Source organism: Thauera propionica, assembly GCF_002245655.1.
In the GTDB taxonomy this organism is placed as follows: Bacteria; Pseudomonadota; Gammaproteobacteria; order Burkholderiales; family Rhodocyclaceae; genus Thauera; species Thauera propionica.
Map to the genome: position 1 here is coordinate 22,016 of NZ_NOIH01000006.1, position 25,550 is coordinate 47,565.

A 25,550-nucleotide genomic window follows, 5' to 3' on the forward strand; every position below is an offset into this window, starting at 1 on the left:
TTCCGATACTGCGCGGATCGTCCGCCCGAGCGCCGGCTCGCGAGAGAAAATTCCGGGCATCGCCGGCGGGGACGGTGCGCAGACGAAGGACGCGGCATGGCGGGTGGCGGAAGGTACAATGCGGGCCGTACTGTGCAAGGAGCCCGCGATGGCCGAAGCGTTCTTTTCCCCCTGTCCTCGCGGACTGGAGACCCTGCTCGCAGATGAACTGCGCTCATTCGGTGCGTCGGGCGTCCAGACCCTGCACGGTGGGGTTGCCTGGCAAGGCGATTGGGCGGCCTGCCATCGCGCGAACCTCGAGAGCCGGCTGGCGACGCGCGTGATGTGGCGGGTGGCGCAGGGGCGCTACCGTGCCGAGGTCGACATCTACAAGCTGGCCTACAGCGTGACCTGGGCGAAGTGGTTCACGCCCGACGACACGATCCGCATCTACGTGACGGCGCAGAAGTCGCCGCTGAAGAGCCTCGAGTTCATCACGCTGCGGGTTAAGGATGCGGTGTGCGATCACTTCCGCACGGTCAGCGGCAAGCGCCCCAGCGTCGATACGGCGAACCCGGCGGTGCGCATCCACCTGTTCCTGACGGCAGACACCGCGACCCTCTACATCGACACCTCGGGCGAGCCACTCTACAAGCGTGGCTTCAAGCCGGCCGCCGTCGAGGCGCCGCTGAAGGAGAACCTGGCGGCGGGCATCCTGCGCCTGTCAGGCTGGCAGCCGGACGAGGTGCTGCTCGACCCGATGTGTGGCAGCGGCACCTTCCTGATCGAGGCGGCGATGATGGCACTGGACATCGCGCCCGGGCTGGGGCGGCACTTCGGCTTCGAGAAGTTTCGTCATCATGACCGCGCCGGCTGGGCGGCGGTGCGCAAGGCGGCCGAGAACCGGCGGCAGGCACCGCGCCGGCTGGCGATCCATGGCTCGGACATCGTCGGTGAGTGGGTGCGGCGCAGCCGGGTGAACCTCGAGGCAGGCGGGCTGGCCGATTGCGTGACGCTGGAACGTGCCGATCTGCTCGAGCGCGTGCCGCCCGCAGCGGAAGGCGTGATGGTGACGAATCCGCCCTACGGAGTGCGCATCGGCGAGGCCGAGGAGCTGGCGGCGCTCTATCCGAGACTGGGCGATGCGCTCAAGCAGCGCTGGGGCGGCTGGCGCTGCTACTTCTTCACCGCGGATGCCAATCTGCCCAAGCTCATCGGGCTGAAGGCCAGCAAGCGCACGCCGCTGTTCAACGGCGCGCTGGAATGCCGCCTGTACGAATACCGCATGGTGGCCGGCAGCAACCGGCGCAAGGAACGCGAGGAAACCGCCGGCGATTGAGGTTGGCAACCGAGGTTGGCAACTGAGGCCGGCGGCTTCGCTTTGCGGCCCGTTCAGACGATGCCGAGGTTCTCGGTGCCGCTGCTGAGGTCGCGCTCGCCCAGCTTGCTGTGCAGCTTGATCTGCAGGCGCAGGTCGTTGATCGAGTCGGCGTTGCGCAGCGCGTCCTCGTAGGAGATCTTCTCCGCCTCGTAGAGGTCGAACAGCGCCTGGTCGAAGGTCTGCATACCCAGTTCGCGCGAGCGCTTCATGATCTCCTTGATCTCGGGCACGTTGCCCTTGAAGATCAGGTCCGAGATCAGCGGCGAATTCAGCATCACCTCGACGGCCGGTACGCGGCCCTTGCGGTCCTTCAGCGGCAGCAGGCGCTGCGAGACCATGGCGCGCAGGTTCAGCGACAGGTCCATCAGCAGCTGCTGGCGACGCTCTTCGGGGAAGAAGTTGATGATGCGGTCGATGGCCTGGTTGGCGCTGTTGGCGTGCAGCGTCGCAAGGCAGAGGTGGCCGGTTTCGGCGAAGGCGATCGCGTAGTCCATCGTCTCGCGGTCGCGGATCTCGCCCATCAGGATCACGTCCGGCGCCTGGCGCAGGGTGTTCTTCAGCGCCGCTTCCCACGAGTCGGTATCGATGCCGATCTCCCGCTGCGAAACGATGCAGTTCTTGTGCGTATGCACGAACTCGATCGGGTCCTCGACCGTGATGATGTGGCCGTAGCTGTTCTCGTTGCGGTAATCGACCATCGACGCCAGCGAGGTCGTCTTGCCGGTGCCGGTGCCGCCGACGAAGATCACCAGGCCGCGCTTGCTCATCGCGATGTCGGTCAGCACGGGGGGCAGGCCGAGTTCATCGAAATTCGGGATGCGCTGCGGGATGGTCCGCAACACCAGCCCGACCTTGCCCTGCTGCATGAAGGCGTTGGCGCGGAAGCGGCCGATGCCGGCTGGCGAGATGCCGAAGTTGCATTCCTTGCTCGCTTCGAACTCGGCAGCCTGGCGGTCGTTCATGATCGCGCGGGCCAGTTCGGCCGTGTGCTGCGCCTGCAGCGCCTGGTTCGACTGCGGCGTGATGCGGCCGTCGACCTTCACGGCCGGCGGGAAGCCGGCGGTGATGAAGAGGTCGGAGCCGTTCTTCTGCAGCATCAGCCGCAGCAGGTCGTGCATGAACTTGAGTGCCTGGTCGCGTTCCATTTGTCTTGCTCCTGCGGGCGGGGCGTCGCGGCCCCGTTTGCGTGTCCGGTGGTTGCGTCGCGGTCGTGCGCGACCCTGGGATCAAACGGCGAAGTTGTCCTTGTTCTGTGCGCGGAGCTTCGCTTCGGCAGCGGACACCACGTTGCGGCGTACGAGGTCGGCGAGACACTGGTCCAGCGTCTGCATGCCGACGTTCTGGCCGGTCTGGATCGCCGAATACATCTGCGCGATCTTGTTCTCGCGGATCAGGTTGCGGATGGCGGGCGTGCCGATCATGATCTCGTGTGCGGCGACCCGGCCCGAGCCGTCCTTGGTCTTGAGCAGGGTCTGCGAGATCACCGCGCGCAGCGATTCGGACAGCATCGAGCGAACCATGTCCTTCTCCGCCGCCGGGAACACGTCGACGATACGGTCGATGGTCTTGGCGGCGGACGAGGTGTGCAGCGTGCCGAACACGAGGTGACCGGTTTCCGCTGCGGTCAGTGCCAGGCGGATGGTCTCCAGGTCGCGCATTTCGCCCACAAGAATCACGTCCGGGTCCTCGCGCAGCGAGGCACGCAGCGCGTTGTTGAAGGACATGGTGTCGCGGTGGACCTCGCGCTGGTTGATCAGGCAGCGCTTGGATTCATGCACGAATTCAATCGGGTCCTCGACGGTGAGGATGTGGCCGTACTCGTTCTCGTTGACGTAGTCGATCATCGCCGCGAGCGTGGTCGACTTGCCGGAGCCGGTCGGGCCGGTCACCAGCACGATGCCGCGCGGCTGGTTCGCGATCTCCTTGAAGATCTTCGGGCAGTTCAGTTCCTCGAGCGTCAGCACCTTGGACGGAATGGTCCGGAACACGGCGCCCGCGCCGCGGTTCTGGTTGAACGCGTTCACACGGAAGCGGGCGAGGTTGGGAACGGCAAACGAGAAGTCGCACTCCCAGGTTTCCTCGAACTGCTTGCGCTGTCCGTCGTTCATGATGTCGTACACCATGGCGTGCACTTCCTTGTGCTCCATGGGTGGCAGGTTGATGCGGCGCACGTCGCCGTGCACGCGGATCATGGGCGGCAAGCCGGACGAGAGGTGAAGGTCGGAGGCCTTGTTCTTGACGGCGAAGGCGAGCAGTTCGGTGATGTCCATCTGATCCCTTTGGCGAGCGGGTGCGAAAAGAACGCTGATGTCGCGATGTTATACTTTTCGCGGCCTTCGCCAGAGGAAAAAGACCACGGACATGAAGACAATTTCGGACCGGCTGCAGGATGTGCGGGCCCGGGTGGCCGCCGCGGCGACATCCGCCAGGCGGACGCCGGACGAGGTGCACTTGCTGGCCGTCAGCAAGACCTGGCCGGCCGCGGCCGTGCGCGAGGCTGCCGCCGCAGGGCAGCGTGCCTTCGGCGAGAACTACGTGCAGGAGGGCGTCGACAAGATCGAGGCCCTGCGCGAACTCGGTCTCGAGTGGCACTTCATCGGCCCGCTGCAAAGCAACAAGACCCGGCTGGTCGCCAGCGCCTTCGACTGGGTGCACAGCATCGACCGGCTGAAGATCGCCGAGCGCCTGTCCGCGCAGCGCGACGTGCATCTGGCGCCGCTCAACGTCTGCCTCCAGGTCAATGTCAGCGGCGAAGAGAGCAAGAGCGGCGTCGCCCCCGGCGAGGTCGCCGCACTGGCGCAAGCGGTAGCGGACTTGCCGCGGCTGCGTCTGCGCGGCCTGATGTGCATTCCCGAACCGACCGGGGATGTCACTCTGTTACGTGCGCGCTTTGCGCTGCTGCGCGAACTGCAGGCGCAACTGATCGCCGCGGGCCTCTCGCTCGACACGCTGTCGATGGGCATGTCGCACGATATCGAGCCGGCGGTTGCCGAAGGCGCCACGATCGTGCGCGTGGGTACCGCGATCTTCGGCGAGCGCGCGCGCCCGGCAAATCCCAACTGAGACCGGCCGCCTGGCACGGTCTCGCAATCCACACGAGAACACAGGCATGAAGATAACTTTCCTGGGCGGCGGCAACATGGCGGCTGCGCTGATCGGCGGCATGGTTGAGCGCGGCTTTGCCGCGGCGGACATCCAGGTCATCGAGCTGGGTGCCGAGGCGCGTGCAGGCCTGAGCGAACGCTTCGGTGTGCGGGCGGTGGAGGCGATGGACGACGTGGCGCTGGGCTGCGATGTGCTGGTGCTGGCGGTGAAGCCGCAGCAGATGAAGGCCGCGCTGATGCCGATCGCCGGTCGCCTCGGCGGCCAGCTGGTGATCAGCATTGCCGCCGGCCTGCGCCTGGCCGATCTCGGGCGCTGGCTGGGCGGTCCGGGTGCGCCCTACACCCGCTTGGTGCGCTGCATGCCGAACACGCCGGCGCTGATCGGCGCGGGGGTGACGGGCCTGTTCGCCGACCCGAGCGTCGATGCGGCCGGCCGTGATGCCGCGCAAAGTATCCTCGCGGCCGTGGGCAGCACCGTCTGGGCCGAAACCGAGGCACAGATGGACGCCGTCACGGCGATCTCGGGCAGCGGGCCGGCCTACGTGTTCCACTTCATCGAGGCGATGGAGGCCGCGGGGCGTGCGCTGGGCTTCGACGAGGCGGGCGCGCGCCGGCTGGCGATCGACACTGTGCTCGGCGCGGCGAAGCTGGCCGCCGGTTCGGAGGACTCCCCGGCGGTGCTGCGGCAGAAGGTGACGTCCAAGGGCGGCACCACCGAAGCCGCGCTCGGCAGCCTGGCAGCGTCGGGCTGGCACGATGCGCTGGTTGCCGCGGTGAAGGCGGCTGAAATGCGCGGGCGCGAGCTCGGCGCCGAGCTGGGCAGGGACTGATCCGACATGCTGACCAACATCCTGCTGCTGATCCTGAGTACCGCGGGCGGCTTCCTGACGCTGATGCTGCTGGCGCGCTTCTACATGCAGTGGCAGCGCATCTCCTTCCGCAACCAGATCGGGCAGTTCGTCGTCACCACGACCGACTGGATCGTGCGTCCGCTGCGCCGTTTCGTTCCCGGCCTGTTCGGGCTGGACATGGCGAGCCTGCTGCCGGCCTGGCTGGTGCAGGTGCTTCTGGTGCTGTTCGAGCTGAGCCTGCGTGGCGCGGTTTTCAGCGGCAACGCAGGCGCGGTGCTGCTCGGGCTGTGGGGCGTGGGCCTGATCGAGCTGATGCGCATGATGGTGTATCTGGTGTTCGCGGTCGTGCTCGGTTCCGCGGTGCTGTCATGGGTGAGCCCGCACGCGCCGCTCGCGCCGCTGCTGCATTCGCTCGCCGCGCCTTTCCTGCGCCCGTTCCGCCGCATCGTGCCGACCATCGCCAACGTCGACCTGTCGCCGCTGGTGTTGCTGCTGGTGCTGCAGATCGTGCTGATGGTGCTCGGCGGCATCCGCAACAGCTTTGCGCCGCTGCTGTTCGGCGCCTGACCCGCAGCGTTCCCAATGAGGAAGGGGCGGCCACATGGCCGCCCCTTCCTTTTTCAGGCAATCGGTGACGACCTTGTCGCCACCGTCCCGGACTCAGCGGCCCTCGTACATCACCTGGCCTTCGACCAGGGTGTAGCGCACCTTGCCGGGCAGTTCCATACCCAGGAAGGGCGTGTTCTTGCCCTGGCTCCTGAGGTTCTCGCGCGTGATGGTGACGTGCGCGGCCGGATCGAACACGCAAACGTCGGCACGTGCCCCAACCGACAGGTGCCCCGCCTTGGTGATGCCGACGATCCTCGCAGCATCGGACGTGATGCGCGCGAGGCCATCGAGCAGCGGCAGGCTGGCACGGTCCGCCCACTTCAGCGTCAGCGGCAGCAGCAGCTCCAGCCCGGTGGCGCCGGGTTCCGATTCCGAGAACGGCGCCTGCTTGCCGTCGTCGTCCACCGGGGTGTGGTCCGAGCACAGCGCGTTGATACGGCCTTCCGCCAGCCCCCTGCACAGCGCCTCGCGGTCGCGCTGGCTGCGCAGCGGCGGGATCAGGTGGCAGTTCGAATTGAAGTAGCCGATGTCCAAGTCGCACAGGTGCACATGGTTGATCGACACGTCGCAGGTGACGTCCATGCCTTCCGCCCGGGCCTGTTCTATCAGCGCGAGACCCGCAGCGGACGACAGGCGGGTGATGTGCAGGCGTGCGCCGGTGATCTTGGCCAGCTCAAGGTAGGTGTACAGCGCCACCGTTTCGGCCGCGACCGGAATGCCGGCCAGGCCAAGCCGCGTGGCGACCTCGCCGTCGTGGGCATTGCCGCCGCGGGCGAGGAAGGGCGCGATCGGCTGCAGCCAGACGCGGAAACCGAAGGTGGCGGCGTACTGCAGTGCGCGCATCAGCACGGCGTTGTCGACGATCGGCACATTGGCCTGCGAGAAAGCGACGCAACCCGCCTCGACCAGTTCGGCCATCTCCGACAGGCGCTCGCCCTTGAGGCCGAGCGTGAGCGCACCGACCGGATAGATGTGCGCACGGTTCAGCTTCTTGGCGCGGTAGGTGAGCATCTCGACCAGGCCAGGCTCGTCGAGCGCGGGGTCGGTGTCGGGCGGAATGGCGAGGCTGGTGACGCCGCCAGCCATCGCCGCTTCCATCTCGGATTCGAGCGTGGCGCGGTATTCGAAGCCGGGCTCGCGCAGGCGCGCGGCGAGGTCGATGAAGCCGGGGGCGACGACCAGTCCGCTGGCGTCGAGCGTGCGCTCTGCGACGAACCCGTCGGGTGCCGCGCCCAGCGCGACGATCTTGCCGCCGGAAACATAGACGTTCTGCACCGCATCGCTGCGGTTGGCCGGATCGACGACGCGGCCGTTGGAAATCAGGATGTTCATGCTTGATTGCCTATCGGTAGTGGGCGCTTAGTGGCTGCCCAGCATGCTCATGACCGCCATGCGCACGGCGATGCCGAAGGTGACCTGGGGCAGGATGACCGCCTGCGCGCCGTCGGCCACCGCCGAGTCGATCTCGACCCCGCGGTTCATCGGGCCGGGGTGCATCACGATGGCGTCGGGCTTGGCCAGTGCCAGCTTCTCGGCGGTGAGACCCCAGATCTTGTAGTACTCCTGCGGCGTGGGCAGCAGCGCGCCGTTCATGCGCTCGTTCTGCAGGCGCAGCATCATCACCACGTCCACGCCCTTCAGGCCTTCGCGCATGTCGTGGAAGACACGCACGCCAAGCTTCTCGACCTCGGTCGGCAGCAGGGTCTTGGGGCCGATCACGCGCACCTCGGGCACGCCGAGCGTGGTCAGCGCGGCGATCTGGCTGCGCGCCACGCGCGAGTGCAGCACGTCGCCGACGATCGCCACCGTGAGGTTGGTGAAGTCCTGCTTGAAGTGGCGGATCGTGTACATGTCCAGCAGGCCCTGCGTCGGGTGCGCATGGCGGCCATCGCCGGCGTTGACCACGTGGATGTGGTCACGCCCGGTGTTCTGCAGGTGCTGGGCGATCAGCATCGGCGCGCCGCTGGCGGCGTGGCGCACGACGAACATGTCGGCCTGCATCGCGCACAGGTTGTCGACGGTGTCGAGCAGGCTCTCGCCCTTGGCCGCCGAGCTGGTGTTGATGTTGAGGTTCACCACGTCGGCCGACAGGCGCTTGGCGGCGATCTCGAAGGTGGTGCGGGTGCGCGTCGAGTTCTCGAAGAACAGGTTGAACACGCTCTTGCCGCGCAGCAGCGGCAGCTTCTTGACCTCGCGCTCGGCGACTTCGGTGAAGGGCGCGGCGGTGTCGAGGATGGCGGTGAGGATGTCGCGCGGCAGACCGTCTAGCGTGAGCAGGTGCTGCAGTTCGCCGTGCTGGTTGAGCTGGGGGTTGCGCATCGGGCGTGCCTCGGAGTCAGCGAGTGGGCAGGGAAAGGTGGGTCGGTGTCATGCGGTGTTCGGCCGTGTGTCAGGTGCGCTGCGTCAGCTTCAGCGTGAAGCCGCCAGTGTCGTCGCGCTGCAGCTCGAGGCTTTGGTCGCGCGGCAGGGCTTCGGGCAGGGTGTGGGCGCAGTAACGCGCGGCGATCGGCAGCTCGCGGCTGCCGCGGTCGACCAGCACCGCCAGTTCCACCGCGGCCGGGCGGCCGAAGTCGAACAGCTCGTTGAGCGCAGCGCGGGTGGTGCGGCCGGTGTAGAGCACGTCGTCCACCAGGATCACGTGCGCGCCATCGACGTTGAACGGAATCCCCGTCTTCTGCGGCTTGGCGTGCAGGCCCTTGCTGCCGTAGTCGTCACGGTAGAAGGATACGTCGATCGCACCCAGCGGCTGCTGGATGCCGAGTTCCTTGTGCAGGCGCTCGGCCAGCCACAGGCCGCCGGTGTAGATGCCGACCAGTGCGGTGGCCGGCGTGACGTGAGGGCGGATCTGTTCGGCGAGTTGCCGGCATAGCGCTTCGGCATCAAGTTGTTTCATGGCGGCGTGCGTCCAGGAAGGTTTGCAGGATGATCTGGGCGGCGGCGGCATCGAGCACCGCCTTGCGCTGGCGCCAGCCCTTGAGGTTGCCGGCGGAAAGTTCGGATTCGGCGGCGACCGAGGACAGGCGTTCGTCGGTCGCGAACACGGGCAGGCCGAAGCGGCCGTGCAGCTGGTTGGCGAAGCGGCGGCAGCGCGTGGTGAGCTCGTGCTCGCTGCCGTCGAGATGGGTGGGAATGCCCACCACCAGCGCCACCGGACGCCATTCGGCGATCAGTTTGGTGATCGCCTTGAAGCGGGCGTCGTTCGATTCGTCGTGCAGCGTGACCAGGGCACTGGCCTGGCCGGTCTCGAGTTCGCCGGTGGCGACGCCAATGCGCGCCAGGCCGAAGTCGAAGCCGAGCAGGGTGCCGCGCGCGGGCAGTGCGGCCTGGGGGGCGAGGGCGGCGGCAGCCGCGTCAGGCATGCCCTGCGACCTCGCTGAGGTTGGTGAAGTCCACGCCGAGCTTCTGCATCGCTGCGGCCAGGCGTTCTTCGGGGGGCAGGTCGAAGACGATGGCCATGTCGGCCGGCACGGTCAGCCAGGCGTTGTCCATCAGCTCCTGTTCGAGCTGGCCCGCGGCCCAGCCGGCATAGCCGAGCGTCACCAGCATGTCCCTTGGTTCGCCGTGGGCGCCGATGGCCTGCAGCACGTCGCGGCTGCTGGTAAGTCCGACGTCTTCGCTGACCTTCAGCGTCGAATGCCAGTCACCGACCGGGCGGTGCAGCACGAAGCCGCGGTCGGTCTGCACCGGGCCGCCGAAATAGACCGGCTGGGCTTCGAAGCCATCAGCCTCGAGTGGCACCTCGATGCGTTCGAACAGCGTGGCCAGCGTCATGTCGATCGGGCGGTTCACGATGATGCCGAGCGCGCCCTGCTCGTTGTGCTCGGCGATGTAGGTCAGCGTGCGCGCGAAATGAGGATCGGCCATGTTGGGCATGGCGATCAGGAAGTGATGCGTGAAGTTGGCCGTGGGAGTTTCCATGCACGGCATTTTACGCCGATCGTCGGGGTTCTTGGCGCCGGCGCGCTGTCACGATGGGCGCAGGCTCAAACGCCGGGCTCAACCCCACGTACCTGCGGATGCGCCATAATGTGCCAACTTTGTCCAGGACAAAACCATGCCCTCAGCCCTTGTCTGGTTTCGCCGCGACCTGCGCAGTTTCGACCATGCCGCGCTCCATCACGCGCTGCGTTTCGCCGAGCGCGTGCATTGCGCCTTCGTCTTCGACACCGCCATCCTCGATGTGCTGCCTTCGCGCCGCGACCGCCGGGTCGAGTTCATCCATGCAAGCGTGGCCGAACTGGATGTGGCCCTCGAGGCGATGGCACGGGTGGCAGGGGTGCCGGGTGCCGGACTCATCGTGCGCCATGGTCATGCCGAGGACGAGATCCCGCGCCTGGCACGCGAACTCGGCGTCGACAAGGTCTTCGCCAACCGCGACTACGAGCCGGACGCGATCGTGCGCGACAGCCGCGTGGCGCAGGCGCTGGCCGGGGAGGGCATCGGCTATGATGATTTCAAGGACCAGGTGATCTTCGAACGTGACGAGGTGCTGACCCAGGCAGGCAAGCCCTTCAGCGTATTCACGCCCTACAAGAATGCCTGGTTGAAGGCCGTGGATGCGGCCCAGCTCAAGTCCTGGCCGGTGGAAGAGTACGCTGCGCATCTCGCCCCCAAGCCGGTGGGCGAGAGCCTGCCCGGCCTGGCCGACATCGGCTTCGAGCCCACCAATCTCGGCGAACTTCAGATGCCGGTCGGCATGAGCGGCGGCAAGCGCCTGTTCGAGGACTTCGCCGCACGCATCGGCCGCTACAAGCGTGCGCGCGACTTCCCGGCGGTGAAGGGTGTCAGCTACCTGTCGACGCACCTGCGCTTCGGCACCGTGTCGATCCGCCAGCTCGCCGCCCATGCCCGTGCGCACGGCGGCGAGGGGGCGGAGACCTGGCTGTCGGAGCTGATCTGGCGCGACTTCTACCACCAGATCCTGTGGCACCACCCGCAGGTGGTCGAACGCGCCTTCCGTCCCGAGTACGACGCGGTGAAGTGGGACGACGCGCCGGCGCTCTTCGCCGCCTGGTGCGAGGCGCGCACCGGCTATCCGATCGTGGATGCCGCGATGCGTCAGCTGAACCAGACCGGCTGGATGCACAACCGCCTACGCATGATCGTTGCCTCGTTCCTGACCAAGGACCTGGGCATCGACTGGCGCCTGGGCGAGCGCTACTTCGCCACCCACCTCAACGACTACGACCTCGCCGCCAACAACGGCGGCTGGCAGTGGGCGGCTTCCACCGGCTGCGACGCGCAGCCCTACTTCCGCATCTTCAATCCGGTGACGCAGTCGGAGAAGTTCGATCCGGAGGGGCGCTTCATCCGCCGCTACCTGCCCGAGCTGGCGCGGGTGCCGGACAAGTTCATCCATGCGCCGTGGACCATGGGCAGCATCGACCAGACCGCGTGCCGGACGAAGATCGGCGTCGATTACCCCGGCCCCGTCGTGGATCATGCCATGGCGCGAGAGCGCACCTTGCAGCGTTTCGGGGTGCTCAAGGGCTGAGTGCCCGCCTGCCGCGCGAATGCGGGACAATCCCTTCCGATCTCACGACCGGATTGTTCCCATGAGCGACGCTGCCGCTTTCGACTTCGACCGCATCATCGACCGCCGCAGCCTGCCGAGCGAGAAATGGGGCCGCTATGCCGGTCGCGACGTGCTGCCCCTGTGGGTGGCGGACATGGATTTCGCTGCGCCGCCAACGGTCATCGAGGCCCTGCACCGACGCATCGACCACGGTGTGTTCGGCTACACCGAGGCCTGGCCGTCACTGGTGGAGGCGGTGGTCGAGGGGCTGCGGCGCGACCACGGCTGGTCGATCGAGCCCGACTGGCTGGTGTGGCTGCCCGGCGTGGTGACCGGCTTCAATCTCGCATGCGCGATCGCCGGTGAAGCGGGGGACGGCATCGTTACCGCCGCGCCGGTGTATCCGCCCTTCCTGTCCGCACCCGACAACACCGGCCGCCTGCTGCAGCGCTGCGACCTGGTGCTGGCTGATGGCCGTTGGCAATGGGATTGGGACGCGCTCGAGCGGACGGTGGATGCGCGCAGCCGGATGCTGCTGCTGTGCTCGCCACACAACCCGGTGGGGCGTGTGTTCGACAGCACGGAGCTGCGGCGGCTGGCGGATCTTGCTGCGCGCCACGACCTGCTGATCTGTTCCGACGAGATCCATTGCGGCCTTGTGCTCGACGAGGACAGACCGCATCGCCCGATCGCCGCGCTGGACGAGGCCGTGGCGAAGCGCACGATCACGCTGATGGCGCCGTCCAAGACCTGGAACATCCCCGCGCTGTACTGCGCGTTCGCCATCATTCCCGATGCCGCACTGCGCCGCCGTTACCGCCACGCGATGCGCGGGCTGATCCCGCACGTGAACGTGCTCGGCATGGTGGCGACGGAAGCCGCATACCGCGACGGCGGAGCCTGGCGTACGGCGCTGCTCGATTACCTGCGCGGCAACCGTACTCGCGTGCTGGAAGCTGTCGCGGCGATGCCCGGATTAACGGCAACGCGGCCCGAAGCGACCTACCTGGCGTGGATCGACTGCCGCGGCATGATGGCGGCGCGCCGCGTCGAGGACCCGGCGGCCTTCTTCGAGGCGGCCGGCGTGGGCCTGTCCGACGGGCGTTATTTCGGTGCGCCGGGCTGGCTGCGGCTCAACTTCGGCTGTCCGCGGGCGACATTGGACGAGGCGCTCGCGCGCATGGCGGCAGCCCTGGTCGCCTGACGTCGGTGGTCTGACGTCGGTGGCCTGAAACGGGCTGCCTGAAAGAAAACGCCCCGGCCCGCCTGCATGCGGCGGAAACCGGGGCGTCTGCCGCGGTGCAGCTCAGGCTGCGGCGGTCTCGGGCCGGGTGTAGCCGGCCAGCAGGGCCAGCAGCTCCTCTTCCTGGTACGGCTTGCCCAGATAGTGGTTGGCGCCCACTTCCTCCGCGTAGCGGCGGTGCTTGTCCGCCAGGCGCGAGGTGATCATGATCACCGGGACCTGGCGGGTGCGGGCATCGGCGCGGATGTTGCGGACCAGATCGAAGCCGTCCATGCGCGGCATCTCGATATCCGACAGGACCACGTCGGGGACCATGTCGACCAGTTGCTCCAGCGCATCCACGCCGTCCTTGGCCGTGATCACGCGGTAGCCCTCGCGTTCGAGCAGGCGGCCGGTGATGCGGCGCACCGTCAGCGAATCGTCGACCACCATGACCGTCGGCTGGTGCACCGCGACCGGCGGCGCTTCGGCGACGATGCGCGCCTCGTCCGTTTCGGTGCCGCTGTCGAGGCTGCGGCTGGCAAGGGCGACCGGGTTCAGGATCAGCGCGATCTCGCCGTCGGCGAGCACCGTGGCGCCGGTCATGCCGACGATGCGGGTGAGCTGCGGTCCGGCGTTCTTGACCACGATTTCCTGGTTGCCGCGCATGCTGTCCACATGCAGTGCCAGGGTCTGCGCGCCGGCACGCAGCAGCAGCAGCCAGTTGTAGCGCTGCTCTTCGGGCAGGCTCGCGCGGTCGCCGAGCAGGCGCGGCAGGTAGCGGTAGGCATAATGCTGGCCCTGCCACTCGATACCGCGTTCGTCCTGAACGCGCTTGAGCGCATCGGGCTTGAGCTCCATCGCCTGCGCGACCATGTTCGACGGAATCGCCCAAGTGCGGCCGCTGGCCTTCACGAGCAGCGCCTGAGTCACCGCGAGCGTCAGCGGCAGGTAGATGCGGAAGTTCGTCCCCTGACCGGCGGTGCTGGCGACGTCGATGCGCCCGCCCAGTGACGCGGTCTGCGCCTTCACCACGTCCATGCCGACCCCGCGGCCGGACACGGCCGACAGCTGGCCGGCCGTGCTGAAGCCGGACAGGAAGATCAGGTTGGTCAGGCGCTTGGTGTCCGGGTGCTCGTCGGGCCCGATCAGCCCGTTCTTGCGCGCGCGCTCGGCGATGCGCTCGAAATTGAGGCCACTGCCGTCATCCTGCAGGTCGATGGCGATTTCGTTGCCTTCCTGCGTGACCGTCAGCACGATCTGGCCGGTTTCGGGCTTGCCTGCAGCCGTACGGTCGGCCGGGCTCTCGATGCCGTGTGCCACCGCGTTACGCAGCAGGTGCTCGAGCGGTGCGGCCATCTGTTCCAGCACGCTGCGGTCGATCTCGATGCGGCCGCCGCGCAGGTCGAGGCTGGCACGCTTGCCGAGCTCCTTCGCGCTCTGGCGCACGACGCGATACAGGCGGTCGGCCAGGCTGTCGAAAGGCAGCATGCGCACGCGCATCAGCCCCTGTTGCAGCTCGCGGGTGGTGCGGCCCTGACCGTTCAGGGCGAGGTCGGCGCCGTCCAGGTTGTGCAGCAGGGTCTGCTGCACGGTGGTCACGTCGTTCACGCTCTCGGCCATCATCCGCGTGAGTTCCTGGAGTCGCGTGTAGCGGTCCATCTCGAGCGGGTCGAACTCGGCGTGATGCGATTCGGCCTGGGCGATACGCGACTGCATCTGCACTTCGGCCTGGATCTCGACCTCGCGCAACTGGTTGCGCAGGCGGATCACGTTCTCGGTCAGGTCGAGCAGCGAGCGGCGCAGCGTGCGCAGCTCGCCTTCGATGCGGGTGCGCGCAATGCCGATTTCGCCGGCTTCGTTGACGAAACGGTCGACCTGTTCGGCGCGTACACGCAGCGTCGCCGAAGCGATTGCTTCGCCTTCTGCCGCCACTTCGCCGGTGACGGTGGCGACCGCCGCCGCCGTTGCAGCGGCGGGGGCTGTGGCGCTTTCGCCAGCAGCGGCCTGCTCGGCGCCGGGCGCGGGCAGGCCCGCCAGCCCATCGATCATCTGTTCGCACAGGTCGAGGCCGAAGGCGAGGTCTTCGAACAGCGTGCCCGGGCCGGCCTTGTCGGCCAGTCCGTCCTCCAGCCGGGATTCGAGCTGATGGAGGTGGCTGCCCAGCGCCATCGCACCGGCCATGCGCGCGCTGCCCTTGAGGGAGTGCAACTGGCGCGCGATGGTCGTCGGGTACTGCGTTGCATCCGGCGCCGCATGCCAGGCCCGGACGGCGGCATGCAGCTGGCCCATGAGCTCGGCCGCTTCCTCAAGGAAGATCGGCAGCAGCTGGGTGTCGATTTCGTCCTGCGGAACGGGCAGCAGATCGGCTGGGGGCGCGCTCGGCGCTGCGGCAGACGTTGCGGGTGCCAGTTCGCCCGGCTCCGCCGTGGCTGCGACTGCCTGCGCTTCGGCGAGCGGCTCTTCTGCGAGCGGCTCTTCTGCCATGACAGGCATCGGACTGGGCGCCGGGACGTGGCAGCTCGCATTGAGTTCGGCGACAAGCGTGCCCGAGGCCTCGGGAACGGCTCGCAGCGCGACTTCGGCCAGCATGCCCTGCAGCGCGGTCTGGGCCCTGCGCAGCACCGCGAGTTCGTCACGCTGGGGCGCGCGCCCCTGCTCGCGCAGGCGCTCGATTGCATGTTCGAGGGCGCGGCCCAGCTCGTGCGGTGCGTTGAAGCCCGCCGTGCCCGAGATGCCGGCCAGCGTGTGCGCGGCGCGCATGGCCGACTCCGTCGGCTGTGCGTCGGTGTGCTGGGACAGGCGCTCGAAGTCCTGTGCGAGCGTCGCCAGGTGCTGGCGGGCCTCGGACTGGTACAGTTCGTAGAGGGCAGGCGAGATCTCGATATCGCCGATCCGCAAGGTCTCGGCGGCTGGCGTCGCTGCGGCACTCTCCGTCTCTACCTCGACGGACGGCGTGGGCGCCTCAGCGGGTTCCGGTATCGCCTCGAACTCGACCACGGTTTCCGCCTCGGCCCAGGCTTCGGGTTCGATTGCGGCTTCGGCTTCGAGGCCGACTTCGCCTTCTACCGCGATCGGTGGGATGGTCTCTTCCTGGGCGGTCTCGGGCTGCTGCGCCTCGACTTCCAGCGCCTCGAACGGCTCAAGGACTTCCTCGGCCGGCTCGAGCTCTTCGGCGGCCGGCAGTTCGGCTTCGATGACCTCGTCCGGCGGCAGCGCGACATCGACGGCGGCGATCTCCGGCGCCTCGAGTTCGATCGACTCGATCGTCGGTGCTTCTGGCTCGGCGGTGGTCGATGCCACTCCTGCCACGGCGGGTTCCGGTACTGCGCCGAAGTCGATCTCGGCGACGCCGGCGCTTTCGGGTTCCGGCTGCGCTTCCTGTTCGTCGAGGAAGGAGGCGTCCAGTTCCAGCAGGGTTTCGTCGTGCAGCGGCAGGATCTCGCCCGTCTCGGAAAGATCGAGGTTCGGGAATTGCGGCCACGCTTCGTCGGTGACGCTCGCTGCGGCGGCCATTTCCGGCTGCGCTGCCGGGGCGGCGAAGACTTCGCCCGGTTCCAGGGTCGCGGCATCACTGCTGCGCAGGCGTTCGGCCTCGCTCAGCACGGTGCTTGCGTCGGGTTGTCCGCAGCCGGTCTGCAGATGCTCGACCCACGCGGAGAAGACCTGATGCGCGGCATCGACAAGGTGCAGCAATGCCGGGGTGACGGGCCATTCGAGCTGCAGCCAGCGGTTCATGGTCTGTTCCAGCCCCCACGCCGCCTCGCCAAGCGCGCTGAGCCCCACCATGCGGCCACTGCCCTTGAGGGTATGGAAGCCACGGCGGATCGTGGTCAGATGCTCGCTGTCCTGCGGCGCACTGCGCGCAAGCTCGAGGTGCTCACGGATGGTGGCGAGGACCTCGGTCGCTTCTTCAATGAAGATCTCCAGCAGTTCGGCGTCGATCTCGGCGTCGCTTTCCGGCAGGACGGCCGCAGCCGCAGGCGCGGGGGCTATGGGCTGGGGCGCCGGTGCGGTCTCCACGGCGAGGTCTTCGAGCTCTTCCAGTTCCTCGACGAACAGCGATTCGATCGCCTCGGCCGGCTCCGTCGTGGGTTCCGCCGCGATCTCGGGCGTGCCGGCGGCAACTTCGAGCGGTTGCGCCGGCTCGATCGGCACTTGCACGGCGCCGACCTCGGTCTGGGGCTCGAGCGCGGGTGCGAACTCGGGTTCCGGTTCGGCCGCTTCGGCCTCCGTGCGGCGGCGTTCGGGGTGCAGGAAGTCCTCGAGCCGGGCGGCGCCAAGCGGCAGGGCGTCGAGGTAGAAGCCCAGTGCCGACAGCTGGTGCGCCAGGGTCTCGAACTCCGCGGGGTCCGCTTCGGTCGGTGCGCTGGCGAGACTGGCGATACGGGTCGCGGCGTCACGCACGAGGCTCAGGGCCTCGGTCTCCCCGAGCATGCTCAGCGCGCCGACGACCTGCTGCAGCGGCTGGTGCAGTTGCGCGAGGGACTCATGCTTGTTCTGGTTGCGGAAGTAGTCGTCCAGAGTCTGCTCGACCTGCGCCAGGCTCGATCGCATTTCGCGGCAGAGCTGGGTGATCGCATCCTTCTCCTGGCTCTCGCGGGCATGCAGCAGGCCGTGCCCGGCCGTCTCCGCCGGGGGCAGCTCACCGCGCTGCAGCGCTTCCAGGCGCGCGAGGCGCAGGTTCATCTGTTCGGCAAGCGCAACGTCGGTGAAACGCTGTCCGAAGTCGCTTTCGAGCAGCAGCAGGGCGGACGCAACCTCGATCGCGATGGCGTCCGAGTGCTTCAAGGGGTCGCGGCGCAGCCACTGGGCGAGATCGCTCAGACCGGCGATGAGCTGCAGGGTTGCGGGGCGCGCGAGTGCGGCGGAGGCCTGGACCAGCGCCTTCAGGTGATCGTCGAAACGGCCGAGGGCCACCGCCGTGCCTTCGCAGAAGCTGTCCCATTGCTCGCGCGCCGGGGCAAGGATCTGCTGAAGGTTCTGCAGCAGGGGGCCGAGCGGGATATCGCTGACGCGGGCGCCGGCCAAGGGCATTAGTTCATCGAGCTGCCAGCAGGCGCGGACTTCGTGCTGGTGCGCGGTGCGTGCCGGACTGCCGGCCACACGGTAGAGGATGTCGCGCAACAGTCGGTCGGGTGCCGAGGGGGCACCCTTGAGCAGACGGCGGAACTGGGCGTCGATCTGGGTGCACAGGCGTTTGACGCCAATGTCGCCAACCAGGCTGTCGTTGAGCAGGGCGTCGTAGAAGGCCAGTGCGGCCCACCACAGGCTGCGGTTGGCCGCGGAGGCCTGTACCGACTCGACATCGGCGATGGCCTCTCGCATCGCGGCGGCGCCAGCGCTGCGGCCGCGCAGCCACTCGAGCAGGCCGCGTTCAAAACGCGCACGGGCCTGACGCAGGATGGCCTGCGATGTGGCCGGATCGCGCGCGACGGCGCTGCGGCGTGGCGGACGGCGCGACAGATCCGGATAGAACAGGTCCGCGGCGCAGGGCAGGGGCAGGCCACGCGCAGCGGCGATTTCCTCGTACAGGGGAGCCAGCCGCATGGGCTGGTCCGGTGCCCCGTGCGCGAGTTCCTCGAGGTAGTTGCCCAGGCTGTGCACGGCGCGGGTGGAGAGCGACAGCGTCGTTTCGTCGACAGGCATCTCGCCGCGCGCCATCAGGCCGAGCAGAAGCTCGGTCGCATCGGCGAACTGGGTCAGGCCATCGAGGCCGATGATCGACAGCGCGCCACGGACCTGATGGAGATGCGTCTGTGCAAACTGCACCTGGCCCGCGGCGTCCTCCGCGCTCCGTGCCTGGTCGAGGGCGTCCGCCGTGCGCTGCAAGGCGGCATCGATCTCGCCCTTCACCCAGGTGAGCGGGCCCAGATCCGTCTCGGTGGCTAATGTCATGACTTGATTCCCGACGATGATCGCGTTCAGACCTTGAAGCCCGAAACCGAGCCCTTCAGTTCGACGGCAAGGTCGGACAGCTGGCCGATCGACACTGCCGTCTGTTGCGTGCCGAGCGTGGTCTGCTCGGTAATGGTCAGAATGTCCTTCATCGTTGCGGCAACGCGGTCGGCGGTGGCCGCCTGCTGCTGCGTGTCGGTCGAAATCTGTTCAATCAGGCGTGCGGCCTCGAGCGAAACCTGGTCGATCTCGGACAGGGCCTGGCCTGCGGCGTCGGACAGCTGGGCGCCCTCGACCACGTCGCGCGTGGCGTTCTCCATGGCGCCGACGGCGTCCTGGGTGTCGGTCTGAATCGTCTTCACGATCGCTGCGATCTGCTTCGTCGCTTCAGCCGAACGTTCGGCCAGACGCTGCACTTCTTCCGCAACCACGGTGAAGCCGCGGCCCGCTTCGCCGGCCGACGCGGCCTGGATGGCGGCGTTGAGTGCCAGCACGTTGGTCTGCTCGGTAATGTCCGAAATCAGTTCCACGATCTCGCCGATTTCCTGCGAGGACTCACCCAGGCGCTTGATCCGCTTGGAGGTCTCCTGGATCTGGCTACGGATGTCGTTCATGCCGCGGATGGTGTTCTCCACCGCTTCCGCGCCCTTGCGCGCAGCGTCCAGCGAGCGGCGTGCAACCAGAGCGGACTGGGTGGCGAGCTCGGACGAGTCCGTCATCGACTGCGCCATGCGCTGGACCGTGGCACCGGCTTCCTCGATCTCGCGCGACTGGCGCTCGGTCGCCTCGAGCAGTTCCTTGGACGTGCGCTGGGCGGACTCGGTGGCGCTGGTCACGCGGCTTGCGGCGTCGTTGATTCGACGCACCAGCACCGAGAGCTCCTCGACCGTGTAGTTGACCGAGTCGGCAATGGCGCCGGTGATGTCCTCGGTCACCGTTGCACGCACGGTAAGGTCACCGTCAGCGAGGTCGCCCATTTCGTTCATCAGTCGCAGAATGGCCTGCTGCGACAGGTTGCGTTCGTTTTCCGCACTGCTTCGCTGGGCTTCCAGTTCCGCGCTACGTTCGGCCACGTCCGTGCGGTAGGCACGCACCATCGCCACCAGCACGAGCACGCTCAGCAGGGCGCCGGCGGCGATCAGCAGATGAATGAGGGTGAGGCCGCGGTAGTTGCGGTTCAGCTCTTCGGTGAGCTCGCCCGCGCGGGCAAGCAGCGGTACCGAGTCGCTGAAGATGCGGCTGCCGGCCTGCTTTGCCAGCACGGTGTTCTGGATCGTGGAGAGGATTTCGTCTGTTGCGTCGAAGGTCGGCGTGGCCGCGGTGGCGAGCGCTTCGACCTGGCGACGCAGCTCGCTGTCGATGGCGGTGCGCGACAGCGTCTCGAGTTCGGAACGCAGCGCTTCGGCGTCACGGCTCAGCACGAAGGCGACCTCGGGGTCGATGACGTCGGCGGCGAGCAGCGCGTTGGCGTTCTTCGCCAGGCGTTGTGTCAGCATCATGCCGCGGTGGGCGGCACTTTGTCCGGCCTGGTTCGCGCCCCCTTGTTCGGCGAGCTGCACGACGCGCTCGCTGATGTCGAGCAGTTCGGCATTCGAGTTGTTCATTGCGGACACCACGGAGTACAGCGCGATGAGGTTCTGGCGTTCCTTTATCAGCTGTGCGGTGTTGCGCTCGGTGTCCTGCCAGGCGCTTCCCAGTGCATCGAGTTGCCCCCGTACCGCGGCCGGGGCCGGCGGCGCGACTGCGTCACCGACTGCGCCGCCCTGGTTCAGCGCCTGCAGCAGCTCGGCGAAGCGGGTGCGGCTGCCGTCTAGTTCGTTGAATGCGTTGGCGTTTCCGCGCACGGCAAGCTGGGCGGATTTCGCAATCTGCTGGGAGAGCATCTGCAGTTCGCTCGACGCGGTGACGTGCAGGGTGCCGTTTGCCGTCTGCTGCCCCTGATACAGGGCCAGGCCTACGGTGGTGATCGCCAGTGCGCCGAACAGCATGCCCAGGTTGCGCAGGCGCTCGGCAATCGTGAGCGACGCAGCGGGCGCGCTGTCAGCCTTCGGCTTGGCCTTTGCCTTGGCAGCGGCCACTGCGGCGCCGGTATCGATGATTGTCGAGGTGTCGCTGCCCGGGGTTTCGAGGGCCGCTGCTTTGTTGCCGAAGAGCTTGAATGCCATGATGCTTGCTCCGCCTTGTTGGAGGAATGTGCGGGGATCGGGAATGAATACGGGGATCAGGCCAGGCCGGCGTCGAGGAAGTCCGGGCTGGCCAGGAGCTTGCCGACGTCGAGTTGCAGCCAGAGGTTGTTCTGTGCGTCACGCAGCCGGTTTCTCACCCACTGGCGCGCGTCGGCGTCCGTGTCGGGCTCGAAGTCGTCCTGGCTGCGCAAGCCCAGCGAGCTGCTGACCAGCAGCGCGCAATTGACGCCCTGCTTCGCGCCGACGAGCAGCAGGCGGGCGCGACCCGCGGCAATGACCGGGGCGTGGCCGTGGAACTGCGACAGGTCAACAACGCCGAAAAGCGTGCCGCGCACGTTTGCAAGCCCGCGGTACCACGGGCGGGTCAGCGGCACCGACGACAGCGGCGGTGGCGGCAGGATTTCGCCAGCCTCGGACAGGTCAATCAACCAGTTCTCGTTACCGGCCTGGAATCCGAGCAGGCCGCGTCGGTCCGTGCTGCGGGCTTCCGCCAGCCGGCGGGCGAGGCCTTCCTGGAATTCGCGCAGGCTGCTGCGTCGGGCCATGATCGCCTCAGCCGATGGCCCGGATGCGGGCGAGCAGATCGTTGTGGTCGACCGGCTTCACCATATAGGCGTAGGCGCCCTGGCGCATGCCCCAGATCTTGTCGGTCTCTTCGCCCTTGGTGGTGCACATGATGATCGGGATGTTGCGGGTGGCGTCGTCGCGCGAGATCGTGCGCGTGGCCTGGTAACCGTTCATGCCGGGCATGACCACGTCCATCAGGATCAGGTCGGGCTTGTCGGCCTTGCTGCGCTGGATGGCTTCTTCGCCGCTTTCGGCGGTGATGATCTCGTAACCGTTGCGGGCAAGTACTTCCTGCAGGGCGAGGCGTTCGGTGGGCGAATCGTCCACCACGAGGATTTTGCGGATCGGCATCGTGTGAAGTCCTAGGGAAGGTTGATTCAAGTGGCGCTGCTGCGGCCGGCGTGTTGCGCGACGGCCTTCAGCAGGCTGTCCTTGGTGAAGGGCTTGGTGAGGTATTCGTCCGAGCCCACCATGCGGCCGCGCGCGCGATCGAACAATCCGTCGCGCGATGACAGCATGATCACTGGGGTCGAGGCCAGCCGCGGGTTTTTCTTGATCAGGGCGCAGGTCTGATATCCGTCCAGCCGCGGCATCATGATGTCGACGAAGATTACGTCGGGGTTGTGGTCGGCGATCTTCGCCAGGGCATCGAAGCCGTCCTCGGCGAGCAGCACCTGACAGCCGGACTGGCCGAGAAAGATCTCGGCGCTGCGGCGAATCGTGTTGCTGTCGTCGATGACCATCACCTTCAGTCCGGCAAGGTCCATGCAAGCTGTCCTCGGGTTGATCGTGGTGCAGGCCCATCGGGATCGCGATCCGGTGACGAGCCTCGGGGAGTGAAACGGGGTGTCAGATTTCGACGAGCTCGAAATCCTCCTTGCGCGCCTGGCATTCAGGGCAGGTCCAGTTCGGCGGGACGTCTTCCCAGCGCGTGCCGGGCGCAATGCCTTCTTCGGGCAGACCGGCGGCTTCGTCATAGATGAAACCGCAGATCAGACACATGTAGGTCTTGTAAGGCGTATCGGCCATCTTTCGACTCAATCCGGGGGCGGGAGTAAAATTGGACGCAATATTAACGCATACTTTTCGCCGCCTTCTGTGGCGGACTTCTCGCTCATGCCAATCGAGATTCCGGAAATGCCCCCCGCAGTACTCTGCCTGGGGGCGGGTGACGTAACCGCTGGCGGCGGAATTGTCGCCGATGTGCTGACTTTGTCGAGCATGGGATGCCATCCGCTTGCCGTGCAGACGGCGGCGATCGCCCGCGACACGCGGGCTGTCGAGGAGGCTTGGGCGCAGTCGCCCGAGGTGATCGTGGCGCAGGCGCGGGCCGTGCTCGAGGACATTCCGGTCGCGGCGTTCAAGCTCGGGTTCGCGGGCAGCGTGGAGAACATCGCGGCCATCGCGGAGATCCTGTCCGACTACCCCGAACTGCCGCTGGTGGTGGAGCCTGCCCTCTATTCGGCCAACGACACGGCGGAGGGCGGGGAGGAGATGGCCTCGGCGCTGGCCGACCTGATCCTGCCGCAGACCACGCTGCTGGTGGTGGGGCGCCACGAACTGTGCCGGCTCGCCGGCATGACCGGGGCTGCCGAGGATGACGGCGCCGATGGCGACGAGGGGGACGAGCCCGGCGTCGACGATGCGCTCGAACGGGTGCTGTCGTGCGGCACCGAGTTCATTCTGCTGACCGATGGCGCCGCGCACGGACCGCAGGTCGTCAACACCCTGGTGGCGCAGGACGGCGTGTTGCGCACCGATGCGTGGCCGCGGCTGGCCGAGCGCTATCTCGGCGCTGGGACGACTCTGGCCGCCGCGGTGGCGGCTGCGCTGGCACATGGCATGGCGGTTGCTGAGGCGGTACGCGAGGCACAGGAGTTCACCCAGCAGACGCTGCGTCATGCCTATCGGCCGGGCATGGGCGTCGCACTGCCGGACCGCTTTTTCTGGGCGCGTGGCAAGGGAGCGGAAGATGAGTGAGCAGGCGCCGCCGTCGCCTGTCCTGGCTTGCCGGCGCCTGCGTGGCCTGTATGCCATCACCCCCGACGAGACCGATGGCGCGCGCCTCCTCGAGCTGACACGCAGGGTGCTGGCCGGCCGGCCAGCCCTGTTGCAGTATCGCAACAAGCGCGTCGCTGGCACCGAGCGGCGGGAACAGGCGGAGGCGTTGCTGGCCCTGTGCCGCGCAGCTGGCGTGCCGTTGATCGTCAACGACGATCTGGCGCTCGCGCTCGAGATCGGTGCCGACGGCGTGCATCTGGGGCGCGACGATGGTGATCCCGCAGCCGCGCGCCGCGTGCTGGGCGAAGGCCGCATCCTCGGCGTGACCTGTTACGCCGACTGGGGTCGGGCGAAGGCGGGCGCTGCGGCGGGCGCCGATTATGTCGCCTTCGGCGCGATGTTCCCCTCTCCCACCAAGCCGCATGCGCCTCCTGCGCCACTTGCATTGCTGGCGCGCGCGCGGGACGAACTCGGCCTGCCAGTGGCCGCGATCGGCGGCATCACGCTGGAGAACGCAGCGCAGGTGATTTTGGCCGGGGCCGATCTGATCGCGGTGGTCAGCGACGTGTTCGGCGCGGCGGACCCGACGGCGCGCGCTGCGGCCTATCGCACGCTCTTCTGACGCAGGGTTGCCCGCGCCGTGCCGCGTTCTTGATCCGTGTGGTGGACCGGCCTGGCTTGCGGGCGCGACAATGGCGCCTTTCGAATGCAGTCCAGGACGAACGCACCATGACCAGTCGCAACGAAACCCTCTTCCAGCGCGCCCAGCGGACCATTCCCGGCGGCGTCAATTCGCCCGTTCGTGCCTTCCGTTCGGTCGGCGGCACGCCGCGCTTCCTCGAGCGCGCCGAGGGCGCGCGCGTGTGGGATGCCGACGGCAAGGCCTACATCGACTACGTCGGCTCCTGGGGGCCGGCCATTGCCGGCCACGCCCATCCGGCGATCGTCGAGGCGGTGCGCGAGGCGGCGCTGAAGGGCCTGTCCTTTGGTGCGCCGACCGAAAGCGAAGTCGAGATGGCCGAGCTGATCTGCGCGCTGTTGCCCTCGGTCGAGATGGTGCGCCTGGTCAGCTCCGGCACCGAAGCGACGATGAGCGCGATCCGCCTGGCGCGCGGTTTCACCGGTCGCGACGCGATCATCAAGTTCGAGGGCTGCTACCACGGCCATGCCGACAGCCTGTTGGTGAAGGCGGGCTCCGGCCTGCTGACCTTCGGCAACCCATCCTCGGGTGGCGTGCCGGCCGACTTTGCCAAGCACACCATCGTGCTCCACTTCAACGACCTGCAGCAGGTCGAGGACGTGTTCAAGGCGCGCGGCGACGAGATTGCCGCCATCATCGTCGAGCCGGTGGCCGGCAACATGAACCTTATCAAGCCGCAGCCGGGCTTCCTCGAGGGCCTGCGCCGCCTCTGCACCGAATACGGTGCGGTGCTGATCTTCGACGAGGTCATGACGGGCTTCCGCGTCGGCCCGCAGGGCGTGGCCGGGCTGACCGGTATCTCCCCCGACCTGACCACGCTGGGCAAGGTCATCGGCGGCGGCATGCCGGTGGGTGCCTTCGGTGGCCGCCGCGACATCATGGAGAAGATCGCGCCGCTCGGCAGTGTCTACCAGGCCGGTACGCTGTCGGGCAGCCCGGTGGCGGTGGCGGCGGGCATGGTGTCGCTGAAGCTGACGCGAGAGCCCGGTTTCTACGAAGGCCTGGCCGCCAGCGCCCAGCGCCTGGTCGATGGTCTTGCCGCTGCGGCCAGGGACGCCGGCGTCACCTTCAGCGCGGATTCGGTAGGCGGCATGTTCGGCGTCTATTTCGCCGACAAGGTGCCGGCTTCGTTCGCCGATGTGATGGCGTCGGACAAGGAGCGCTTCAACCGCTTCTTCCACGCCATGCTGGACGCGGGCCACTACTTCGCGCCCTCGGCCTTCGAGGCCGGCTTCGTGTCGGCGGCGCACGGCGCTGCGGAGATCGACGCGACGGTGGCGGCGGCGCGCGAGGTGTTTACGAAGCTGGGTTGACGGGGGGGTGAGATCCGCCTGGGAGGTGCGGGGTATGCCTTCCGAGGCTGCGGAACTCGCCCTTCGGGCTCAGACAGTCCTCGCCTCTTCACGCATACCCCGCGCCTCCCCGGCTACCGTCGTCTTCGCTCGGAGGCTGAAAGACATGCGCACGTCGGCAGTGGGTCCCGTCGCTTCGAGCACTGCCGGGAGATATGACCCGCTGGGGCCTTTGCGTTAAGCAT

General features: G+C 67.6%; 22 protein-coding genes. 9 read left to right on the forward strand and 13 right to left on the reverse strand.

Annotated features, from left to right (window positions below; genetic code table 11):
- The first annotated feature begins 148 nt into the window (after nucleotides 1–148).
- A complete protein-coding gene (locus CGK74_RS05770; protein WP_094267590.1) occupies nucleotides 149–1,318 on the forward strand; it encodes a THUMP domain-containing class I SAM-dependent RNA methyltransferase in 1,170 nt (389 codons plus the stop codon).
- Nucleotides 1,319–1,371: 53 nt separating this feature from the next.
- Here CGK74_RS05770 and CGK74_RS05775 read toward each other — a convergent pair whose 3' ends face one another.
- Both CGK74_RS05775 and CGK74_RS05780 read right to left on the reverse strand, forming a co-directional pair.
- Nucleotides 1,372–2,505 (reverse strand): PilT/PilU family type 4a pilus ATPase, encoded by a 1,134-nt coding sequence (locus tag CGK74_RS05775; RefSeq protein WP_094267551.1) that lies wholly within the window; start codon nucleotides 2,503–2,505, stop codon nucleotides 1,372–1,374.
- Between the two features lie 81 nt (nucleotides 2,506–2,586).
- On the reverse strand, nucleotides 2,587–3,630 hold the full coding sequence (locus tag CGK74_RS05780; protein ID WP_094267552.1) for a type IV pilus twitching motility protein PilT: 1,044 nt from the start codon (nucleotides 3,628–3,630) through the stop codon (nucleotides 2,587–2,589).
- A 91-nt stretch (nucleotides 3,631–3,721) separates the two neighbouring features.
- Here CGK74_RS05780 and CGK74_RS05785 point away from each other — a divergent pair, with 91 nt between their 5' ends.
- Genes CGK74_RS05785 through CGK74_RS05795 form a run of 3 tightly spaced genes read left to right on the forward strand, consistent with a single transcriptional unit; the run spans nucleotide 3,722 to nucleotide 5,882 of the window.
- The gene (locus CGK74_RS05785) at nucleotides 3,722–4,423 is read left to right on the forward strand and encodes a YggS family pyridoxal phosphate-dependent enzyme (protein WP_094267553.1); all 702 of its coding nucleotides are present in this window, start codon (nucleotides 3,722–3,724) and stop codon (nucleotides 4,421–4,423) included.
- Between the two features lie 46 nt (nucleotides 4,424–4,469).
- On the forward strand, nucleotides 4,470–5,294 hold the full coding sequence (gene proC / locus CGK74_RS05790) for a pyrroline-5-carboxylate reductase (RefSeq protein ID WP_094267554.1): 825 nt from the start codon (nucleotides 4,470–4,472) through the stop codon (nucleotides 5,292–5,294).
- 6 nt (nucleotides 5,295–5,300) lie between these two features.
- On the forward strand, nucleotides 5,301–5,882 hold the full coding sequence (locus CGK74_RS05795) for a YggT family protein (protein ID WP_094267555.1): 582 nt from the start codon (nucleotides 5,301–5,303) through the stop codon (nucleotides 5,880–5,882).
- Nucleotides 5,883–5,975: 93 nt separating this feature from the next.
- On the opposite strand, the gene CGK74_RS05800 is transcribed toward CGK74_RS05795, so the two are convergent.
- The 5 genes from CGK74_RS05800 to CGK74_RS05820 form a co-directional block, all read right to left on the reverse strand.
- The gene (locus CGK74_RS05800) at nucleotides 5,976–7,256 is read right to left on the reverse strand and encodes a dihydroorotase (RefSeq protein WP_094267556.1); all 1,281 of its coding nucleotides are present in this window, start codon (nucleotides 7,254–7,256) and stop codon (nucleotides 5,976–5,978) included.
- Between the two features lie 27 nt (nucleotides 7,257–7,283).
- Entirely contained in the window at nucleotides 7,284–8,243 is a 960-nt protein-coding gene (locus CGK74_RS05805; RefSeq protein ID WP_004292185.1) for an aspartate carbamoyltransferase catalytic subunit, read from the reverse strand.
- Nucleotides 8,244–8,313: 70 nt separating this feature from the next.
- Nucleotides 8,314–8,817 (reverse strand): bifunctional pyr operon transcriptional regulator/uracil phosphoribosyltransferase PyrR, encoded by a 504-nt coding sequence (gene pyrR / locus CGK74_RS05810; protein WP_094267557.1) that lies wholly within the window; start codon nucleotides 8,815–8,817, stop codon nucleotides 8,314–8,316.
- Nucleotides 8,804–9,283 (reverse strand): Holliday junction resolvase RuvX, encoded by a 480-nt coding sequence (gene ruvX / locus CGK74_RS05815; RefSeq protein ID WP_094267558.1) that lies wholly within the window; start codon nucleotides 9,281–9,283, stop codon nucleotides 8,804–8,806. The genes pyrR and ruvX overlap by 14 nt, the downstream gene beginning before the upstream one ends.
- Nucleotides 9,276–9,851, reverse strand: coding sequence for a YqgE/AlgH family protein (locus CGK74_RS05820; RefSeq protein ID WP_094267559.1), 576 nt, complete (start codon nucleotides 9,849–9,851; stop codon nucleotides 9,276–9,278). The genes ruvX and CGK74_RS05820 overlap by 8 nt, the downstream gene beginning before the upstream one ends.
- Before the next feature lie 127 nt (nucleotides 9,852–9,978).
- On the opposite strand from CGK74_RS05820, the gene CGK74_RS05825 reads away from it, so the two are divergent.
- Nucleotides 9,979–11,418 carry a cryptochrome/photolyase family protein gene (locus CGK74_RS05825; protein ID WP_094267560.1) on the forward strand — a complete coding sequence of 480 codons (1,440 nt, stop codon included), beginning with the start codon at nucleotides 9,979–9,981 and terminating at the stop codon, nucleotides 11,416–11,418.
- A gap of 61 nt (nucleotides 11,419–11,479) precedes the next feature.
- Nucleotides 11,480–12,643 carry a MalY/PatB family protein gene (locus tag CGK74_RS05830; RefSeq protein ID WP_094267561.1) on the forward strand — a complete coding sequence of 388 codons (1,164 nt, stop codon included), beginning with the start codon at nucleotides 11,480–11,482 and terminating at the stop codon, nucleotides 12,641–12,643.
- Between the two features lie 102 nt (nucleotides 12,644–12,745).
- Here the strand turns inward: CGK74_RS05830 and CGK74_RS05835 are convergent, their stop codons facing one another.
- The 6 genes from CGK74_RS05835 to CGK74_RS05860 all read right to left on the reverse strand — a co-directional run bounded on the left by CGK74_RS05835 (nucleotide 12,746) and on the right by CGK74_RS05860 (nucleotide 22,314).
- Nucleotides 12,746–18,559, reverse strand: coding sequence for a hybrid sensor histidine kinase/response regulator (locus CGK74_RS05835; protein ID WP_094267562.1), 5,814 nt, complete (start codon nucleotides 18,557–18,559; stop codon nucleotides 12,746–12,748).
- 26 nt (nucleotides 18,560–18,585) lie between these two features.
- Complete coding sequence (locus CGK74_RS05840; protein ID WP_094267563.1) at nucleotides 18,586–20,724, reverse strand: methyl-accepting chemotaxis protein; 2,139 nt, start codon at nucleotides 20,722–20,724, stop codon at nucleotides 18,586–18,588.
- A 56-nt stretch (nucleotides 20,725–20,780) separates the two neighbouring features.
- Entirely contained in the window at nucleotides 20,781–21,290 is a 510-nt protein-coding gene (locus CGK74_RS05845; protein WP_094267564.1) for a chemotaxis protein CheW, read from the reverse strand.
- A gap of 7 nt (nucleotides 21,291–21,297) precedes the next feature.
- On the reverse strand, nucleotides 21,298–21,663 hold the full coding sequence (locus CGK74_RS05850; RefSeq protein WP_094267565.1) for a response regulator: 366 nt from the start codon (nucleotides 21,661–21,663) through the stop codon (nucleotides 21,298–21,300).
- Between the two features lie 26 nt (nucleotides 21,664–21,689).
- Nucleotides 21,690–22,079 (reverse strand): response regulator, encoded by a 390-nt coding sequence (locus CGK74_RS05855; protein ID WP_094267566.1) that lies wholly within the window; start codon nucleotides 22,077–22,079, stop codon nucleotides 21,690–21,692.
- A gap of 82 nt (nucleotides 22,080–22,161) precedes the next feature.
- Complete coding sequence (locus CGK74_RS05860; RefSeq protein ID WP_276206042.1) at nucleotides 22,162–22,314, reverse strand: rubredoxin; 153 nt, start codon at nucleotides 22,312–22,314, stop codon at nucleotides 22,162–22,164.
- A gap of 114 nt (nucleotides 22,315–22,428) precedes the next feature.
- On the opposite strand from CGK74_RS05860, the gene thiD reads away from it, so the two are divergent.
- From thiD to hemL, 3 genes are all read left to right on the forward strand, one after another.
- Nucleotides 22,429–23,292 carry a bifunctional hydroxymethylpyrimidine kinase/phosphomethylpyrimidine kinase gene (thiD, locus tag CGK74_RS05865; RefSeq protein ID WP_094267568.1) on the forward strand — a complete coding sequence of 288 codons (864 nt, stop codon included), beginning with the start codon at nucleotides 22,429–22,431 and terminating at the stop codon, nucleotides 23,290–23,292.
- On the forward strand, nucleotides 23,285–23,935 hold the full coding sequence (thiE, locus tag CGK74_RS05870) for a thiamine phosphate synthase (protein ID WP_094267569.1): 651 nt from the start codon (nucleotides 23,285–23,287) through the stop codon (nucleotides 23,933–23,935). The genes thiD and thiE overlap by 8 nt, the downstream gene beginning before the upstream one ends.
- A 107-nt stretch (nucleotides 23,936–24,042) precedes the next feature.
- Entirely contained in the window at nucleotides 24,043–25,326 is a 1,284-nt protein-coding gene (gene hemL / locus CGK74_RS05875) for a glutamate-1-semialdehyde 2,1-aminomutase (protein ID WP_094267570.1), read from the forward strand.
- Nucleotides 25,327–25,550 lie beyond the last annotated feature (224 nt).

What these genes read in the sequence shown, in the direction of transcription:
- thiE (WP_094267569.1), top strand. Translation starts at nt 23,285, where the DNA reads ATGAGTGAGCAGGCGCCGCCGTCGCCTGTCCTGGCTTGCCGGCGCCTG.
- CGK74_RS05835 (WP_094267562.1), bottom strand. Translation starts at nt 18,559, where the DNA reads ATGACATTAGCCACCGAGACGGATCTGGGCCCGCTCACCTGGGTGAAG.
- CGK74_RS05830 (WP_094267561.1), top strand. Translation starts at nt 11,480, where the DNA reads ATGAGCGACGCTGCCGCTTTCGACTTCGACCGCATCATCGACCGCCGC.
- ruvX (WP_094267558.1), bottom strand. Translation starts at nt 9,283, where the DNA reads ATGCCTGACGCGGCTGCCGCCGCCCTCGCCCCCCAGGCCGCACTGCCC.
- CGK74_RS05840 (WP_094267563.1), bottom strand. Translation starts at nt 20,724, where the DNA reads ATGGCATTCAAGCTCTTCGGCAACAAAGCAGCGGCCCTCGAAACCCCG.
- pyrR (WP_094267557.1), bottom strand. Translation starts at nt 8,817, where the DNA reads ATGAAACAACTTGATGCCGAAGCGCTATGCCGGCAACTCGCCGAACAG.
- CGK74_RS05860 (WP_276206042.1), bottom strand. Translation starts at nt 22,314, where the DNA reads ATGTGTCTGATCTGCGGTTTCATCTATGACGAAGCCGCCGGTCTGCCC.
- CGK74_RS05775 (WP_094267551.1), bottom strand. Translation starts at nt 2,505, where the DNA reads ATGGAACGCGACCAGGCACTCAAGTTCATGCACGACCTGCTGCGGCTG.
- CGK74_RS05850 (WP_094267565.1), bottom strand. Translation starts at nt 21,663, where the DNA reads ATGCCGATCCGCAAAATCCTCGTGGTGGACGATTCGCCCACCGAACGC.
- CGK74_RS05795 (WP_094267555.1), top strand. Translation starts at nt 5,301, where the DNA reads ATGCTGACCAACATCCTGCTGCTGATCCTGAGTACCGCGGGCGGCTTC.
- CGK74_RS05845 (WP_094267564.1), bottom strand. Translation starts at nt 21,290, where the DNA reads ATGGCCCGACGCAGCAGCCTGCGCGAATTCCAGGAAGGCCTCGCCCGC.
- thiD (WP_094267568.1), top strand. Translation starts at nt 22,429, where the DNA reads ATGCCAATCGAGATTCCGGAAATGCCCCCCGCAGTACTCTGCCTGGGG.
- CGK74_RS05770 (WP_094267590.1), top strand. Translation starts at nt 149, where the DNA reads ATGGCCGAAGCGTTCTTTTCCCCCTGTCCTCGCGGACTGGAGACCCTG.
- CGK74_RS05825 (WP_094267560.1), top strand. Translation starts at nt 9,979, where the DNA reads ATGCCCTCAGCCCTTGTCTGGTTTCGCCGCGACCTGCGCAGTTTCGAC.
- CGK74_RS05785 (WP_094267553.1), top strand. Translation starts at nt 3,722, where the DNA reads ATGAAGACAATTTCGGACCGGCTGCAGGATGTGCGGGCCCGGGTGGCC.
- CGK74_RS05805 (WP_004292185.1), bottom strand. Translation starts at nt 8,243, where the DNA reads ATGCGCAACCCCCAGCTCAACCAGCACGGCGAACTGCAGCACCTGCTC.
- CGK74_RS05780 (WP_094267552.1), bottom strand. Translation starts at nt 3,630, where the DNA reads ATGGACATCACCGAACTGCTCGCCTTCGCCGTCAAGAACAAGGCCTCC.
- proC (WP_094267554.1), top strand. Translation starts at nt 4,470, where the DNA reads ATGAAGATAACTTTCCTGGGCGGCGGCAACATGGCGGCTGCGCTGATC.
- CGK74_RS05800 (WP_094267556.1), bottom strand. Translation starts at nt 7,256, where the DNA reads ATGAACATCCTGATTTCCAACGGCCGCGTCGTCGATCCGGCCAACCGC.
- hemL (WP_094267570.1), top strand. Translation starts at nt 24,043, where the DNA reads ATGACCAGTCGCAACGAAACCCTCTTCCAGCGCGCCCAGCGGACCATT.
- CGK74_RS05820 (WP_094267559.1), bottom strand. Translation starts at nt 9,851, where the DNA reads ATGCCGTGCATGGAAACTCCCACGGCCAACTTCACGCATCACTTCCTG.
- CGK74_RS05855 (WP_094267566.1), bottom strand. Translation starts at nt 22,079, where the DNA reads ATGGACCTTGCCGGACTGAAGGTGATGGTCATCGACGACAGCAACACG.